The organism is Mesorhizobium sp. P170090 (assembly GCF_057786115.1).
The window spans coordinates 4,159,661-4,174,473 of record NZ_JBYNWH010000001.1 but is presented as its reverse complement, the minus strand read 5'-3'; the positions used below and the strand labels follow the sequence as shown (position 1 = coordinate 4,174,473).

The window sequence follows — 14,813 nt, the reverse complement described above, 5'->3', positions numbered from 1 at the left end:
GTGAGCCGGAAGGGCGCTATTGCGCTTGTTTCAGACTCGGGCGCACGCAAAACTGCGCAAAAATCGGAAGTAACAATGCTTGGTATATTGAGAAGCGCGGCAGGGACCTGGGTCGCGAAAGCCCTGCTGTCGCTGCTGGTGTTGAGTTTCCTTGCCTGGGGCGTCACCACGCGGATGACGGGCGGCTTCCTGGCTGGCCATCATGCGGTGATCACCGCCGGCAGCACCACCGTGTCGATCACCGAATACCGCCTCGCCTACGATCGCCAGATCGCCATGCTGCAACAGCAGATCGGCCAGCGCATCAGCCGCGACCAGGCCAAGGCCTATGGCATCGACAACCAGGTGCTGGCTCAGTTGGTGTCCGGCGCCGTCCTCGACGAACAGGCGCGCAAGCTCGGGCTTGGCTTCTCCAAGGACAGGCTGGCCGAACTGACGCGGCAGGAACCCGCCTTCCAGGGCCCGAATGGCCAGTTCGACCGCCGGCTGTTCGAATCCCGCCTGCGCGAACTGGGAATGCGGCCGGAGGATTATCTGAAGAACCGGGCTCAGGTGGCGGTGCGCCAGCAGATCGTCGAAGCGGTTTCGGACGGGCTCAAGGCTCCGGATACCTTCTTCAAGGCAGTTGCGCTCTATCGCGGCGAAGACCGCACCATCGACTATCTGATCTTGCCAAAGGCGTTGGTGGAGCCGATCGAGGCGCCATCCGACAGCGTGCTTCAGGCTTATTTCGAGGCCAACAAGAAAACCTACGCGGCGCCAGAATACCGCAAATTCTCCTATGTCCGGCTCGAGCCCGAAGACATCATGGATGTCAGCGCCGTAACGGACCAGCAGGTCAGCGACGACTACAACAAGAACAAGGGCCGCTACACCACGCCGGAAATGCGCACCATCGAACAGCTGGTGTTTCCTTCCGCGGACGCCGCCAAGGCGGCATCCGATTCGCTGAAGACGGGCGCCACTTTCGACAAGATCGTCACCGCGCAGGGCAAGACCCCGGCCGACACGCTGCTCGGCACGCTCTCCAAGGATAAGATCACCGACAAGGCGGTCGCCGATGCCGCATTCGCGCTTGCCGTCAACGAAGTCAGCCCGGTCGTCCAGGGCGCGTTCGGTCCGGTGCTTTTGCGCGTTACCGAGATCAAACCGGAAACGGTGAAGCCGCTGGCCGAAGTGTCAGACCAGATCCGCAAGGATCTGGCGCTTGGCGAAGCAAGCCGCATCCTGCTCGACGTGCACGACAATTACGAAGACACCCGCGCCGCCGGCAGCACGCTGGCCGAAGCCGCCGCCAAACTCAAGCTCAAGGACGTTACCGTCGAGGCCATAGACCGCACCGGCCTCAAGCCGGACGGCACCATCATCAAGGACCTGCCGGCATCGCCGGACCTCATCAAGGCGGTGTTCGAGGCCGAGCCCAACACCGAGAATCAAGCCCTGACCACCCCTAACAACGGCTTCGTGTTCTATGAACTGACATCGATCACGCCGGCTCGCGACCGCACGCTGGACGAAGTCCGCCAGCGCGTGGTGGCGGACTGGACGACAGAGGAAACGACCAAGCGGCTGACCGCGAAAGCAGACGAACTCGACAAGCGCCTCAAGGCTGGCACCACACTCGACGTCATCGCCGGCGAACTGAAGCTTGAAAAGCAGACCAAGCGCGGCGTGAAGCGCGAGGCCGACGATGTCGATTTCGGCAAGGAGGGTGCTGCTGCGATGTTCGGCGTCGGCGAAGGCGGCACCGGGCTGATCCCCTCGCCCACCGGCGACGGCCAGATCCTGTTCAAGGTCGCCGAAGTGTTCGAGCCGGCCGGAGCCGACGCCAGCTCGGTACCCGACGATGCGCAAAAATCCTTCACGCAAGGCATGTCCGACGATCTGCTCGACCAGCTGGTGGCGCAGTTGCAGACGCAGTACGCCGTCAGCGTCGACCAGGCCGCCGTTTCCCAAGCCCTCGCCCAATGAATGGCCTTAGCCCAATGAACGTCTTGGCCCAATGAGCGCCCTGAAGACCCATATCGCCAAGGTCGCCACGGGAACCGGGCTTACCTTCGAGGAAGCGCGCGAAGCTTTCGACATCATCATGTCTGGCGACGCGACGCCGGGCCAGATCGGCGGCTTCCTGATGGCGTTGCGCGTGCGCGGGGAGACCGTGAGCGAGATTTCCGGCGCCGTCGCCACCATGCGTGCCAAGATGCTGCGCGTCGAAGCTCCTGAGGGCGCCATCGACATTGTCGGCACGGGCGGCGACAATTCGCATTCAGTCAACATCTCGACCGCTTCGGCCTTCGTCATTGCCGGCTGCGGCGTGCCGGTCGCCAAGCACGGCAATCGCGGCCTGTCGTCGCTGACGGGCGCTGCCGACGTGCTGGTCGCGCTCGGCGTCAAGATCGATATCCCGCCAGAGGTGATCGGCCGCTGCATCCAGGAGGCCGGCGTCGGCTTCATGTTCGCGCCGGCGCACCACCCGGCGATGAAGCATGTCGGCCCGACCCGCGTCGAGCTCGGCACGCGCACCATCTTCAACCTGCTCGGACCGCTGTCCAATCCGGCCGGCGTCAGCAGGCAGATGGTCGGCGTGTTCCTGCCGGAATGGATCGTGCCGGTGGCCGAGACATTGAAGGCGTTGGGCACCGAGCATGCCTGGGTGGTCCATGGCGACGGCTATGACGAAATCACCACCACCGGCGAAACGCAGGTGGCGGAACTGGCCGGCGGCGAGATCCGCCATTTCACGCTCACCCCGGAAGCCGTCGGCCTGCAGCGCCACACCAAGGACGAGTTGCGCGGCGGCGACGCCGCCTACAATGCCACGGCGTTGCGCGACATGCTGAGAGGTGCTGCCGGGGCCTATCGCGATACGGTGCTGATGAACGCCGGCGCCGGCATGGTGGTGGCCGGCAAGGCGACGACGCTTGCCGACGGCATGGCCGCGGCCACACAGGCCATCGACAGCGGCCGGGCGCTGGGCGTGCTCGACAGGCTGGTCGAGATTTCGAACGGATGAGCCGTGGCTGACATTCTGCGCAAGATCGAGGCCTACAAGCGCGACGAGATCGCGGCGGCGAAGGCGCGGATACCGTTGGCCGAGATCAAGGCGCGAGCCAAGGATGCCGACGCACCGCGTGGCTTTCGGAGGGCGCTTGAGGCGAAGCGCAGATCGGGCAGCTTCGGCCTGATCGCCGAGATCAAAAAGGCAAGCCCATCCAAAGGCTTGATCCGTGCCGATTTCGACCCGCCCGCACTGGCGCAGGCCTATGAGAAAGGCGGTGCCGCCTGTCTTTCGGTGCTGACCGATGCGCCATCCTTCCAGGGCGCGCCGGAATTTCTCACCAATGCACGGAAGGCAGTGTCCCTGCCCGCGCTGCGCAAGGATTTCCTGTTCGACCCTTACCAGGTCTACGAGGCTCGCGCATGGGGCGCCGATGCCATCCTGATCATCATGGCCAGCGTCGATGATGCCTTGGCGAGCGAATTGGAAGCGACCGCGTTCGAACTCGGCATGGACGCGCTGATCGAGGTGCATGACGAGGCCGAGACGCAGCGCGCGGTAAAACTCTCGTCGCAGCTGATCGGCATCAACAACCGCAATCTCAGAACATTCGAGACCAGCCTCGAGACCTCGGAACGGCTGGCATCGATGGTGCCGGGCGGCCGATTGCTGGTCAGCGAGAGCGGAATTTTCACCCACGACGATTGCTTCAGGATGCAAAAGACCGGCATCAGCACCTTCCTCGTCGGCGAGAGCCTGATGCGGCAAGAGGATGTCGCTGCGGCAACGCGGCTGCTTTTGACAGGCAAGGCGAAAGCAGAGGCCATCTGAGGATGGCAGCCGCCCTCACCCATCTCGGCGCCAAGGGCGAGGCCAACATGGTCGATGTCGGCGAGAAGGCGGAGACGACGCGCACGGCGGTCGCCGAGGGCTTTGTCTCGATGCGGGCCGAAACCCTGAAGATGATCCTCGACGGCGACGCCAAGAAGGGCGATGTGCTGGGTACCGCGCGCATTGCCGGCATCATGGCTGCCAAGAAAACGCATGAGCTGATCCCACTCTGCCATCCGCTGCTTTTGACCAAGGTGTCGGTCGACATCGAACCGGACACCACGCTGCCCGGCCTCAGGGTCACCGCGCTCGCCCGCGTCACCGGCAAGACCGGGGTCGAGATGGAGGCGCTGACCGCGGCATCTGTCGCGTGCCTGACCATTTACGACATGGCCAAGGCGGTCGACCGCGCCATGGTGATTTCCGGTATAAAGCTGGTGGAAAAGACCGGCGGCAAGTCCGGCGACTACAAGGCGGGTTCGTAAATGGCGCTGGTTCCGGTCGCCGAGGCGCTTCAACGCCTACTCGACGGCGCTGTGGCGTTGCCCGGTGAAAGCGTCGCGCTGGCGGATTCGGCCGGCCGGGTGCTGGCGGAGCCGGTCGTGGCGCTGCGTACCCAGCCGCCTTTCAATGCATCTGCCATGGACGGCTATGCCGCACGGGCGCGGGATGTGGCGACCCTCCCGGCGAGGCTTTCGGTGATCGGCAAGGCGCCTGCAGGGCGAGGCTTTGACGGCGCTGTAGGTAAGGCGGAAGCTGTGCGCATCTTCACCGGCGCGCCGCTGCCGGAAGGCGCAGACACCATCGTCATCCAGGAGAATGTCCGCGATCTCGGCGGTGGCCGGATCGAGGTCACCGAACCGACGGCGAAGAACCGTAACATCCGCCGCCTTGGACTGGATTTTGCCCAAGGCGACGTGCTGCTGGAGAAAGGCCGCGTGCTCGATCCGGCTGCATTGTCGCTGGCGGCGTCGGCCAATCATCCCCGGTTGAACGTGGTGCAACGGCCGCTGGTCGCCATCATCGCCACCGGCGACGAATTGCTGCCACCGGGTAGCGAACCTGGCCCCGACCAGATCATCTCGTCCAACGCCTATGGCGTCGCTGCTGTGGCGCAGTCGGTCGGCGCTCGCGCGCTCGATCTCGGTATAGCGGCCGATCGCAAGGAAGCGATCGCGGCGCTGGTGAAAAAGGCGGTCGATGCGAAAGCCGACGTCATCGTCACGCTCGGCGGCGCCTCGGTCGGCGACCATGATCTCGTCCATGACGTGCTGACCGGCGAAGGCATGAACCTCGACTTCTGGAAGCTCGCCATGCGCCCGGGCAAGCCGCTGATGTTCGGGCGGCTGGGCGATATCAGGTGCATCGGCCTGCCCGGCAATCCGGTGGCGAGCCTGGTCTGCTCGCAATTGTTCCTGAAGCCGTTATTGGCGCAGCTCGGCGGCCGTCCCCACCGGCAGGACATCCGCCAGGCTCAGCTTGGCGCCGCGATGCCGGCCAATGATCTAAGGCAAGACTATGTGCGCGCCGTGGTCCGGGAAGAAGCCGGCGCATTGGTGGCGACGCCGTTCGGCATCCAGGATTCCTCGATGCTGAGAATGCTGGCCGACGCCACCGGCCTGATCGTGCGCGAGCCCTTCGCTCCGGCGGCAGAAGCAGGCGCTGCTTGCAGCGTTCTGATGTTGCGCTGAAGGTCGCGGATCCAAGCCGTTAATTCCAAGAGATAAGACTGGTTGTTACTCCGCCAGCAATGTCCGCGTCAGCGGATGTGTCGGATCGGCAAGCCCGTCGACGATGCTGAAATGATGCCGGTCCGGCTCGACCACTGTGCTGGTCGTGGCGCCGAGGCCGATCCAGATGTTGGCAAGCAGCGCATTCTGGCGCAGGAACTCCGCCCGCTCGCCGCCGCCGGCCCAGCAGGTGATGCGCGCGCCCTGCATGGGGCGCAGCAGAACCGGGCTTTCGGCCAGTGCTTCCGCTTCATCGATGGCCAGTGTCGCGTTCATCCCCGTCCGCATGATCGGCCGCAGATCATGAACCCCGGAGATCGAGACGACATTGCGTATGCGGCCGGCCACATCGGCGGCCAGAGGCGTCGTTGTCGTCACCATCCTGGAGGCGAGATGGCCGCCGGCGGAATGCCCGGTCAGGATCACCGGCCCGCCGACCATCGTCGCCGCCTTGCCGATCGCCGCCGCGATTTCCCTGACGATGCCGGAAATGCGTATGTCGGGACAAAGCGTGTAAGTCGGCATTGCCACGGCAAAGCCATTGGCAACCGCGCCGTTGGCCAGATGCGACCATGGCTTGTTGTCGAACGCCTTCCAGTAACCGCCATGGATGAAGACGACGAGCCCTTTGGGCATGACATCGGGAAGGAACAGATCGAGCCTGTTGCGCGGGCTGTCGCCATAGGCGATGTCGAGCTTGGCCCGACCGGACGCCGACATTGTATCGCGAAAAGCCTGTGCCGGTGTGTCCCATGCGGCCGGCCAGCGATTGCTGCCGGCAATGTTGTCGCCGTTGGCGTAGGCATTGTCCCAATCGGCAACACGATGTTCGAGCATCTGCATCCCTCCCGGATGGCTTCAGTTCAGTCGACAGGAATGGCCGCCGAACAGGGCGGCGTCAATGCTGCGACCTAAAAACATTTTAGGCTTGAAACAAATTTCGACTGGTGCGATCCTGCGCCTTGTTCAGCCATGGGCGCGAGGCAGACAGGGGCAGCCGAAAATGCTTGGGCCATCAGCGCATATCGACACATTCACGCGTGACAACCTGCCGCCGCCGGAGCAATGGCCGGAGTTTTTGCTCGACGGCTTCGACTATCCCGACCACATAAATGCCGGCGTCGAATTGACCGACAGGCTGGTCGAAAAAGGGTTCGGCGACCACACCGCGCTGATCGGCAATGGCCGCCGCCGCACCTACAAGGAACTGTCCGACTGGACCAACAGGCTCGCCCATGCCCTGGTCGAGAATTATGGCGTCAAGCCGGGCAACCGGGTGCTGATCCGCTCGGCCAACAACCCGGCCATGGTCGCCTGCTGGCTGGCCGCCACCAAGGTTGGCGCGGTGGTCGTCAACACCATGCCGATGCTGCGCGCCGGCGAACTCGCCAAGATCGTCGACAAGGCGGAAATCACGGTTGCGCTTTGCGATACAAGGCTGATGGACGAGATGACCGCCTGCGCCAAGGGCAATGCGTATCTCAAGCAGGTCATTGGCTTCGACGGCACGGCCAACCATGACGCGGAACTCGACCGAGCCGCCCTCGACAAGCCGGTCACCTTCACTGCCGTCAACACCGGCCGCGACGATGTCGCGCTGCTCGGCTTCACCTCCGGCACCACCGGCGTGCCGAAGGCGACGATGCATTTCCACCGCGACCTGCTGATCGTCGCCGACGCCTATGCCCGCGAAATCCTGGAGGTGACGCCCGACGACATCTTCGTCGGCTCCCCGCCCCTTGCCTTTACCTTCGGTCTTGGCGGGCTCGCCATCTTCCCGCTGCGCTTCGGCGCCGCGGCGACGCTGCTGGAACAGGCGACGCCACCCAACATGATCCACATCATCGAGACCTACAAAGCGACCATTTCCTTCACCGCTCCAACCGCCTATCGGGCCATGCTCAAGGCCATGGATCAAGGCGCTGACTTGTCCTCGCTGCGCGTCGCGGTTTCGGCGGGCGAGACGCTGCCGGCGCCTGTCTTCGAGGAATGGACTGAGAAGACCGGCAAGCCGATCCTCGATGGGATCGGCGCCACCGAGATGCTGCATATCTTCATCTCCAACCGCTTCGACGACATGAAGCCGGCCTCCACCGGCAAACCCGTCGGCGGCTATCAGGCACGCATCGTCGATGACGAGATGCGGGAGTTGCCGCGCGGCTCTACTGGCCGGCTGGCGGTGCGCGGCCCGACCGGCTGCCGCTACATGGCCGATGCCAGGCAAAAGGACTATGTCCGCGACGGCTGGAATCTCACCGGCGATACGTTCACGCAGGACGAGGATGGCTTCTTCCACTTCGCCGCGCGTTCCGACGACATGATCGTCAGCGCCGGCTACAACATCGCCGGCCCCGAGGTCGAAGCGGCGCTGCTCTCGCATCCCGACGTCGCCGAATGCGCGGTGACCGGCGCCGAGGACGGTGAACGCGGCCAGATCGTCGAGGCGCATATCGTGCTTGTGCAAGGTGTTTCGCCGGACGCATTGACCGTCAAACGCCTGCAGGACCACGTCAAGGCAACGATCGCGCCCTACAAATATCCGCGTTCGGTGAAGTTCATCGACGCCTTGCCCAAAACCCAGACCGGCAAGATCCAGCGCTTCCGGTTGCGCGCGGAGAAGATCAATTGATTAAGCCGCACGATCCGGCGTCCGATGGCGCGCAGATGTCGTTCAAGGAGCGGATGTCCTACAGCGACTATCTGCAGCTGGACAAGGTGCTCGATACGCAGGCGCCGCTGTCTTCTGCCCATGACGAGATGCTGTTCATCATCCAGCATCAGACATCCGAATTGTGGATGAAACTGGCCCTCCACGAGATCGGCGCCGCGATCCTCTCGATCCGCGCCGACCGCCTCGAACCGAGCTTCAAGATGCTGTCGCGTGTCGCGCGCATCTTCGAGCAGCTCAACAATGCCTGGGACGTGCTGCGCACGATGACGCCCAGCGAATACACCGAGTTTCGCGACGCGCTCGGCCAATCCTCGGGCTTCCAGTCCTGGCAGTACCGCGCCATCGAGTTCATGGCCGGCAACCGCAACCTAGCCATGCTCGGGCCGCACAAGCACCGGCGCGACCTTACGGACAGGCTGGAAGCGATCCTGGCCACGCCGTCGCTCTACGACGAGGCGCTTCTGCTTTTGGCGCGCAATGGCTTCGACATCGGCGCCGATGCCGGGCGCACGGACTGGCGCGAGACGCGCGGTGAGAACGAAGACGTGCTGGCTGCCTGGCAAACCGTCTACCGCGACCCGCAGCGCTACTGGATGCTCTACGAACTGGCCGAGAAGCTGGTCGACTTCGAGGATTACTTCCGCCGCTGGCGCTTCAACCACGTCACAACGGTCGAGCGCATCATCGGCTTGAAGCGCGGCACCGGCGGCACCTCAGGCGCCTCCTATCTGAAGAAGATGCTGGAGGTCGTGCTGTTTCCGGAGCTCTGGACGGTCCGCACCCGGCTCTAGAGCATTTCACCGTTTAACGGAAACGGCGAAATGCTCTAGCTCTTTGATTGACGCAATTTCGGACGGAAAACCGCTTCACACTTTTCCTGAAATTGCTCTGGTTTCTCACGTAACCGCGGTCTTCACCGCGAAGCGGGCGTCCTGCCAGGCGCCGGTGCGCAGAATATCCTCCAGGACTTCGACCGCCTGCCAGACATCGCCATATCCGACATAGAGCGGCGTGAAGCCGAAACGGATGGTCGACGGCGCCCGGAAATCGCCGATCACGCCGCGCTCGATCAGCGCGCGCATCACCTGATAGCCATGCGGATGGAGGAACGACACCTGGCTGCCGCGCTGGCTGCCGTCGCGAGGACTTTCCAGTTCAAGCCGGTAGGCGCCGCATCTGGCTTCGACGAGCTGGATAAACAGGTCGGTCAGCGCGATGCTTTTTCTGCGCACCGCCGCCATATCGACGTCGTTCCAGATATCGAGCGCGCCCTTGAGCGCCCGCATCGACAGCACCGGCTGCGTTCCGCACAGGAAGCGGCGAATGCCGCTGCCGACGGCAAAGCCCTGCTCGAAGGCAAAGGGCCGCGCATGGCCCCACCAGCCGCTGAGCGGCTGGTGGGCATCGTCATGGTGGCGCTCGGCCGCGTAGATGAAGGCTGGCGAGCCCGGGCCGCCATTGAGGTATTTGTAGGTGCAGCCGACGGCGAAATCGGCATTGGCACGGTCAAGTTCGACCGGCAAGGCGCCGGCCGTGTGGCAGAGATCCCAGATGATCAGCGCGCCGGCGTCATGTGCCTTGCGCGTCAGCGCCGCCATGTCGCGCAACTGGCCGGATTTGTAGTTGACGTGGTTGACCAGGATGACGGCAACGCTGTCGTCGATCAGCTCCTCGATTGCGGCCGCGTCGACGCCCTCCAGCCGCAGCCGCGTTCCCGGCCGGGTCGAGGCGAGGCCTTCGGCCATGTAGAGGTCGGTCGGGAAACTGTCGCCCTCGGCAACGATGACCGACCGATCCGGCCGCATGCCGAGCGCTGCGTGCAGCAGCTTGTAGATGTTGATCGAGGTTGTGTCGCAGACCACCGTCTGCCCGTCAGCCGCGCCGATCAGTCGCCCGAGCTGATCTCCGAGTTCCACCGGCATGTTGAACCAGCCGGCGGTGTTCCAGGCGCGAATGAGGTCGTGCGCCCATTCCTGCGTGGCGGCCTGCTGCAGTTCGCTGAAGACGACCGCTGACGCGGCGCCCAGGGAATTGCCGTCGAGATAAATCACGCCTTGCGGCAAGACAAAGCGTTCGCGCATGGAGCGCAGCGGATCGGCGGCATCCATTGCTTCGATTGTAGCGAGATCGGGTGTCGTGCTCATGATCCGGCGCCCCTCCATGGACAAACGCGCGCGGCGGAGCCTGCCGCCCAAACATGCCGGCGATCTTGAGTGGTCGCCCTTGAACTGTCAAACATTATATATAATTCACCCATTGAAAGGCTTTGATATATAATGATCCGCCGAGCGTTTATGTCTGATGGATCACGATGCTGGATGACGAGCAGACCTCGAAGACGGAAGCGGCCTATCGCCTGCTCAGGCGCGATATTCTTGCGACCCGGCTGGCGCCTGCCGCGCCGTTGAAGCTGAGCACGCTGCGCAACACCTACGGCATCGGCTGGACGCCGTTGCGCGAGGCGCTGTCGCGGCTGGAGGCGGAACGGCTTGTGACCGCCATCAGCAACCGCGGGTTTGCGGTCGCTCCCGTCTCTCGGGCGGAGCTCGAGGATTTGGCGCGTGCGCGGCTGGTGGTCGAACTGCCCCTGCTGGTGGAATCGATCGAGGAGGGCGACCGTGAGTGGGAAGACGCGGTCGTTGCCGCCCACTATCGTCTCTCACGGTGCGGGTCTGTTCTCGACGATCCATCGGATGATGCGGTCGACGCGTGGTACGAAAAACACGATGCCTTCCATGCGGCGCTGCTCAGTGCCGCGACATCCAGCTGGCTGCTGCGCTTCAATGCGACGATTTCCGACCAATTGCATCGCCATCACCGCTTCCTGGGTCTGGCGCCGACGCTGCGCGCCGCCGCCGGCCGCACGGATGGCCACCGGAAGGCCGTGGCGGCCCTGCGCGACGCCGTGGCGATCGAACACCATACCGCCCTGATGGAAGCGGCCCTCGATCGCGACGTCGAACGTGCGAAAACTCTGATGACCGCTCACATCGGCTACACGCTGCAGGTCTATGCCCAGAGTGAACCCGGGGCGGATGCTGCGCAGCCCCGTCCGAAAAGGAAGCGGCGATCGTAGCCGACGACGCAGGGCACTTTGTCTTCGTTTCACCCCGTTGCCGGCGAACGACTACGAGCGCCGCTCGCGGTGCCGAACGTCACGCTGAACAAAACGTCAACACATTCATTAAACTTTAAAAGGTTGCGGAACACAACTGGAACAGATAGTGTTTGTTCTGGGTTTGTTTTTTCTGATTCTGGTTTCAGAACCCCTGGGGGCCGCGATGCTGACGCGCAAACAACATGAGCTTCTGATGTTCATCCATGAACGCCTGAAGGAGAGCGGAATCCCGCCGTCCTTCGATGAGATGAAGGAAGCGCTTGACCTCGCCTCCAAGTCCGGCATCCACCGCCTGATCACGGCGCTTGAGGAGCGCGGTTTCATTCGCCGGCTGCCGAACCGGGCGCGCGCGCTGGAAGTGCTGCGGCTGCCCGACTCGATCGCACCAGGCCTCAATGCGGCGAGGAAGTTTTCGCCGAGCGTCATTCAGGGCAGTCTTGGTCAAACCGGCCAAGGGCAAGGCGGCCAAGGACAAGGCGCGATGGGCCAAGGCGGTATCGGCCGCCAGATCAAGCCGGGCTCGCCGTCGCGTTCGATGTCGGCCGGCAATGACGACGCCGTTTCGGCGGTGTCGATCCCGGTGATGGGACGCATTGCTGCCGGTGTGCCGATCGACGCCATCCAGCATCAGACCCATTCGATCTCGGTGCCGCCCGACATGATCATGGGCGGTGAACACTACGCGCTCGAGGTCAAGGGCGATTCGATGATCGAGGCCGGCATTTTCGATGGCGACACGGTCATCATCCGCAATGCCGACACAGCCAGCCCCGGCGAGATCGTGGTGGCGTTGGTCGACGATGAGGAAGCGACCCTGAAACGCTTCCGCCGCAAGGGCGCCTCGATCGCCCTGGAAGCCGCCAACCCGGCCTACGAGACCCGCATTTTTGGACCGGACAGGGTGAAGGTGCAGGGCAAGCTTGTCGGATTGATCCGGCGCTACTGAGCCGGCTTGGGTTTGTACTTTTCACGCTGGTTGTAAGGCGGCAGGCCGCGCGCTTCGCGGGAGAAGCGGCGTTGCTCGTGCCAGGGGCGATACGGCTTGTCGACGGCGAAGCGGATGGTTGGCGCTGCAGCTGCCGATTGCGGATCGAAGAAGACGGCGGCGCTGCCGTCGCGGGCCAGCTGTTTCTTCGTCACGACCAGCACCAGCGGGTCGCGGCACGGATTGTAGGCGGTGGCGTCATCGATGACGATCAGGCTCGCGAAGGCACAGGCCGGCCGCGCCGTCTTGCGGTCTTTCGCAAGCGCTACAATGGCTCCGGAAGGGTGCCGGGCGATACAGAGATCGCCGGTGCAATAGAAGGGCGAGCCGGGCGGCAGATCGAGCGGATCGAGATCGAACCGCGTATCTGTTGCCTCGAAAATCTCAGGTGGGATAATGGTTTCGGCCCGCAGCGCCCGTTTCCAATTGTCCGTGGTGAATTCGTTGGAGCGTTCGCGGTTGAGGGCGAGTTCGCCGCCACCGATCGGCATGGCCACCAGATGCGCATCCTCGGATATGAGCACGTCTGGCGTAAGCACCTGCGGCACCGTCAACAGGCCGGCCAGCGCGAAAGGCACGGCCGCCAACCTGAGCCAGGTGGTGGCCATGGTGGCGATGACGAGGGCGACCGCCACTAACAGCACCGAGCGGATGGAGATCAGCCCGACGGCGTCGACCGGCGAGCGCTCGGAAATCCAGGCCGATATAGCGATCATCGCCATCAGACCTTTGCCCATCACATAGAGGAACGGCCCGTCGGCGCCGAACGGCATCGCCAGTGCGCTGAGCACGGCAAAGGGCATGACGATCAACGAAACAATCGGCATCACGGCCAGATTGGCGATCAGGCTGAGCGGCGACACACGCTGAAAATGCCAGATGGCGAACAGCAAGGTTGCACTGCCGGCGATGATCGAGGTCATTGCGAGGCCGCCCATGGCCAGCGCGAATTTTCGCGACAGGAAGCCGACGAAGGAGCGCTTTGCCGGCGGCGTTCTCACCTTGTCGGCGCGGTAATCGGCCCAGCCGGCATAGGCGCCGACAAGGGCGGCGGTGGCGGCAAACGACATCTGGAAGCTGGGACCGACCACCTCGTGCGGCGACACCAGGATGACGGCAATGGCGGAGATCGCCAGATTGCGCATGGTGAGTGCGGCGCGATCAAACAGCACGGCGACAAGCATGACCGCCAGCATGATGAAGCTGCGCTCGGCGGCAACCACGACGCCTGAAATAACGAGATAGGCGGCGATCGAGACAAGCGCTGCCGCGGCCGCATATTTCTTCACCGGCCGGCGCGAAGAGAAAACGGGAAACAGCGCAAAGGCGCCACGCAGCAACGCCATGATGGTGCCGGCAACCAGCGCCATGTGCAGGCCGGAGATGGAGATGATGTGGTAGATGCCGGTGCGCCGCATCGCTTCGTTGACCTCGTCCGGGATGCCGGCGCGCACCCCGACAATCAACGCCGCGGCAATCTCGCCTTCGGCGCCGCCGATTTTGCCCCTGATATGGTCGGCAATGTTTTCGCGCGCGTTCTCGATTGCCGAGGAGAGCCGCGCGGTCAGCGGCGGCGGTCCCTGCGTAGCAATGGTTTTCGGATTGCCGAGAAAGAAGCCGCTGCCGCCGATACCGGTGAAATAGCTGTCGAAGGAGAAATCGTAGCTCTCCGGCCGCACCGGACCGGTCGGCGGCAACAGCCTGGCATAGCCGGTGATCAGGGAGCCGGCGGTCATATCGGCGGGAACGGTCCGCGCCGAGAGCCTGACCCGCTCCGGGGCGTAGCGCAGCTCGGGGTAAGCGGTCGAAACCACATCGAGCGTCAGCCTGATGCGGCCGCTTTCCATCTGTTCGAGACTGACGACGCGGCCGGTCAGCCGTGTCTGGATCTCGGAGCCGAGCATCTGCGTTCCGGCGCGCCAGGTCTCGACCTTGGCGGCGACGACGCCGAGCGCGCACAGCATCGCGGCCATGCAGAACAGATGCGTCCTCGGCCGCGATCGCGTGGCGACAGCGCAACATGTCGCCAGCACCACAATGGCGATTGGCTGCGCAAAGCCCGGCTCGCCGGCCAGCGAGAAATAAATGATGACGCCGGCCGCCAGGAAAACCGGCACCAGCAGGAAGGCGACGCCCCGGTCGAGCTCCGTGTTGGCGGCCACGGCAAGGCTGCGGCGGAGCGCGGGCCATGACGGACGGCGAAGCCGTCTGCGCAGACGGGCGATAGATCCGGGCGCTGTGACTTGCGCCGGCAACGCGTGACCGGGCAGCGCAGGCGCGACGCCGGGATGCGGCTCAGGCAGCGCGAGGGGCAGCGGCTCGGCATAGGGACTATCGGCAAACAGCGAGCGTTCGCTGACGCTTGCCTCGGCGCCTTCGCCTTCCTTCGTGCCCCGGCCACGTCCAGCCATCGGGTCTGCCCCTTGCGCCCCAGACCCCTATGCTACATGAACGCGCAAAGCGCGAAAGTCCGCGTGATC

General features: G+C 64.1%; 12 protein-coding genes. 9 read left to right on the top strand and 3 right to left on the bottom strand.

The annotated features are described in order from the left end of the window. Positions 1–75 precede the first annotated feature (75 nt). Genes AC3EML_RS20210 through AC3EML_RS20190 form a run of 5 tightly spaced genes read left to right on the top strand, consistent with a single transcriptional unit; the run spans position 76 to position 5,520 of the window. Positions 76–1,971 (top strand): peptidylprolyl isomerase, encoded by a 1,896-nt coding sequence (locus tag AC3EML_RS20210; protein ID WP_023688560.1) that lies wholly within the window; start codon positions 76–78, stop codon positions 1,969–1,971. A 31-nt stretch (positions 1,972–2,002) separates the two neighbouring features. Beyond that, positions 2,003–3,013, top strand: coding sequence for an anthranilate phosphoribosyltransferase (trpD, locus tag AC3EML_RS20205; RefSeq protein ID WP_023712346.1), 1,011 nt, complete (start codon positions 2,003–2,005; stop codon positions 3,011–3,013). 3 nt (positions 3,014–3,016) lie between these two features. Then, entirely contained in the window at positions 3,017–3,829 is an 813-nt protein-coding gene (gene trpC / locus AC3EML_RS20200; protein ID WP_023684711.1) for an indole-3-glycerol phosphate synthase TrpC, read from the top strand. Positions 3,830–3,831: 2 nt separating this feature from the next. Continuing rightward, positions 3,832–4,314 carry a cyclic pyranopterin monophosphate synthase MoaC gene (gene moaC, locus AC3EML_RS20195; RefSeq protein WP_023684710.1) on the top strand — a complete coding sequence of 161 codons (483 nt, stop codon included), beginning with the start codon at positions 3,832–3,834 and terminating at the stop codon, positions 4,312–4,314. After that, complete coding sequence (locus tag AC3EML_RS20190; protein WP_023693454.1) at positions 4,315–5,520, top strand: molybdopterin molybdotransferase MoeA; 1,206 nt, start codon at positions 4,315–4,317, stop codon at positions 5,518–5,520. It abuts the gene before it with no gap. 45 nt (positions 5,521–5,565) lie between these two features. Here the strand turns inward: AC3EML_RS20190 and AC3EML_RS20185 are convergent, their stop codons facing one another. Further along, positions 5,566–6,279, bottom strand: a complete 714-nt coding sequence (locus AC3EML_RS20185) for an alpha/beta hydrolase (RefSeq protein WP_488482042.1) — start codon at positions 6,277–6,279, stop codon at positions 5,566–5,568. A gap of 283 nt (positions 6,280–6,562) precedes the next feature. Here AC3EML_RS20185 and AC3EML_RS20180 point away from each other — a divergent pair, with 283 nt between their 5' ends. Both AC3EML_RS20180 and kynA read left to right on the top strand, forming a co-directional pair. Continuing rightward, positions 6,563–8,188 carry an AMP-binding protein gene (locus AC3EML_RS20180; protein ID WP_023684707.1) on the top strand — a complete coding sequence of 542 codons (1,626 nt, stop codon included), beginning with the start codon at positions 6,563–6,565 and terminating at the stop codon, positions 8,186–8,188. Beyond that, a complete protein-coding gene (kynA, locus tag AC3EML_RS20175) occupies positions 8,185–9,021 on the top strand; it encodes a tryptophan 2,3-dioxygenase (RefSeq protein WP_031204220.1) in 837 nt (278 codons plus the stop codon). Before AC3EML_RS20180 ends, kynA begins: the two co-directional genes overlap by 4 nt. A 105-nt stretch (positions 9,022–9,126) precedes the next feature. Here kynA and kynU read toward each other — a convergent pair whose 3' ends face one another. Beyond that, positions 9,127–10,374 carry a kynureninase gene (kynU, locus tag AC3EML_RS20170; RefSeq protein WP_352520315.1) on the bottom strand — a complete coding sequence of 416 codons (1,248 nt, stop codon included), beginning with the start codon at positions 10,372–10,374 and terminating at the stop codon, positions 9,127–9,129. A gap of 167 nt (positions 10,375–10,541) precedes the next feature. Here kynU and AC3EML_RS20165 point away from each other — a divergent pair, with 167 nt between their 5' ends. Further along, entirely contained in the window at positions 10,542–11,306 is a 765-nt protein-coding gene (locus AC3EML_RS20165) for a GntR family transcriptional regulator (RefSeq protein WP_023688568.1), read from the top strand. A 205-nt stretch (positions 11,307–11,511) separates the two neighbouring features. Further along, positions 11,512–12,294 carry a transcriptional repressor LexA gene (gene lexA / locus AC3EML_RS20160; protein WP_023693449.1) on the top strand — a complete coding sequence of 261 codons (783 nt, stop codon included), beginning with the start codon at positions 11,512–11,514 and terminating at the stop codon, positions 12,292–12,294. On the opposite strand, the gene AC3EML_RS20155 is transcribed toward lexA, so the two are convergent. Continuing rightward, positions 12,288–14,744, bottom strand: coding sequence for a ComEC/Rec2 family competence protein (locus tag AC3EML_RS20155; RefSeq protein ID WP_352520314.1), 2,457 nt, complete (start codon positions 14,742–14,744; stop codon positions 12,288–12,290). The genes lexA and AC3EML_RS20155 overlap by 7 nt on opposite strands. Positions 14,745–14,813: the final 69 nt, after the last annotated feature.

Coding starts and splice junctions, on each gene's coding strand:
- AC3EML_RS20165 (WP_023688568.1), top strand. CDS start 10,542: ATGCTGGATGACGAGCAGACCTCGAAGACGGAAGCGGCCTATCGCCTG.
- lexA (WP_023693449.1), top strand. CDS start 11,512: ATGCTGACGCGCAAACAACATGAGCTTCTGATGTTCATCCATGAACGC.
- AC3EML_RS20190 (WP_023693454.1), top strand. CDS start 4,315: ATGGCGCTGGTTCCGGTCGCCGAGGCGCTTCAACGCCTACTCGACGGC.
- AC3EML_RS20185 (WP_488482042.1), bottom strand. CDS start 6,279: ATGTCGGCGTCCGGTCGGGCCAAGCTCGACATCGCCTATGGCGACAGC.
- AC3EML_RS20155 (WP_352520314.1), bottom strand. CDS start 14,744: ATGGCTGGACGTGGCCGGGGCACGAAGGAAGGCGAAGGCGCCGAGGCA.
- trpD (WP_023712346.1), top strand. CDS start 2,003: ATGAGCGCCCTGAAGACCCATATCGCCAAGGTCGCCACGGGAACCGGG.
- AC3EML_RS20180 (WP_023684707.1), top strand. CDS start 6,563: ATGCTTGGGCCATCAGCGCATATCGACACATTCACGCGTGACAACCTG.
- moaC (WP_023684710.1), top strand. CDS start 3,832: ATGGCAGCCGCCCTCACCCATCTCGGCGCCAAGGGCGAGGCCAACATG.
- AC3EML_RS20210 (WP_023688560.1), top strand. CDS start 76: ATGCTTGGTATATTGAGAAGCGCGGCAGGGACCTGGGTCGCGAAAGCC.
- kynU (WP_352520315.1), bottom strand. CDS start 10,374: ATGAGCACGACACCCGATCTCGCTACAATCGAAGCAATGGATGCCGCC.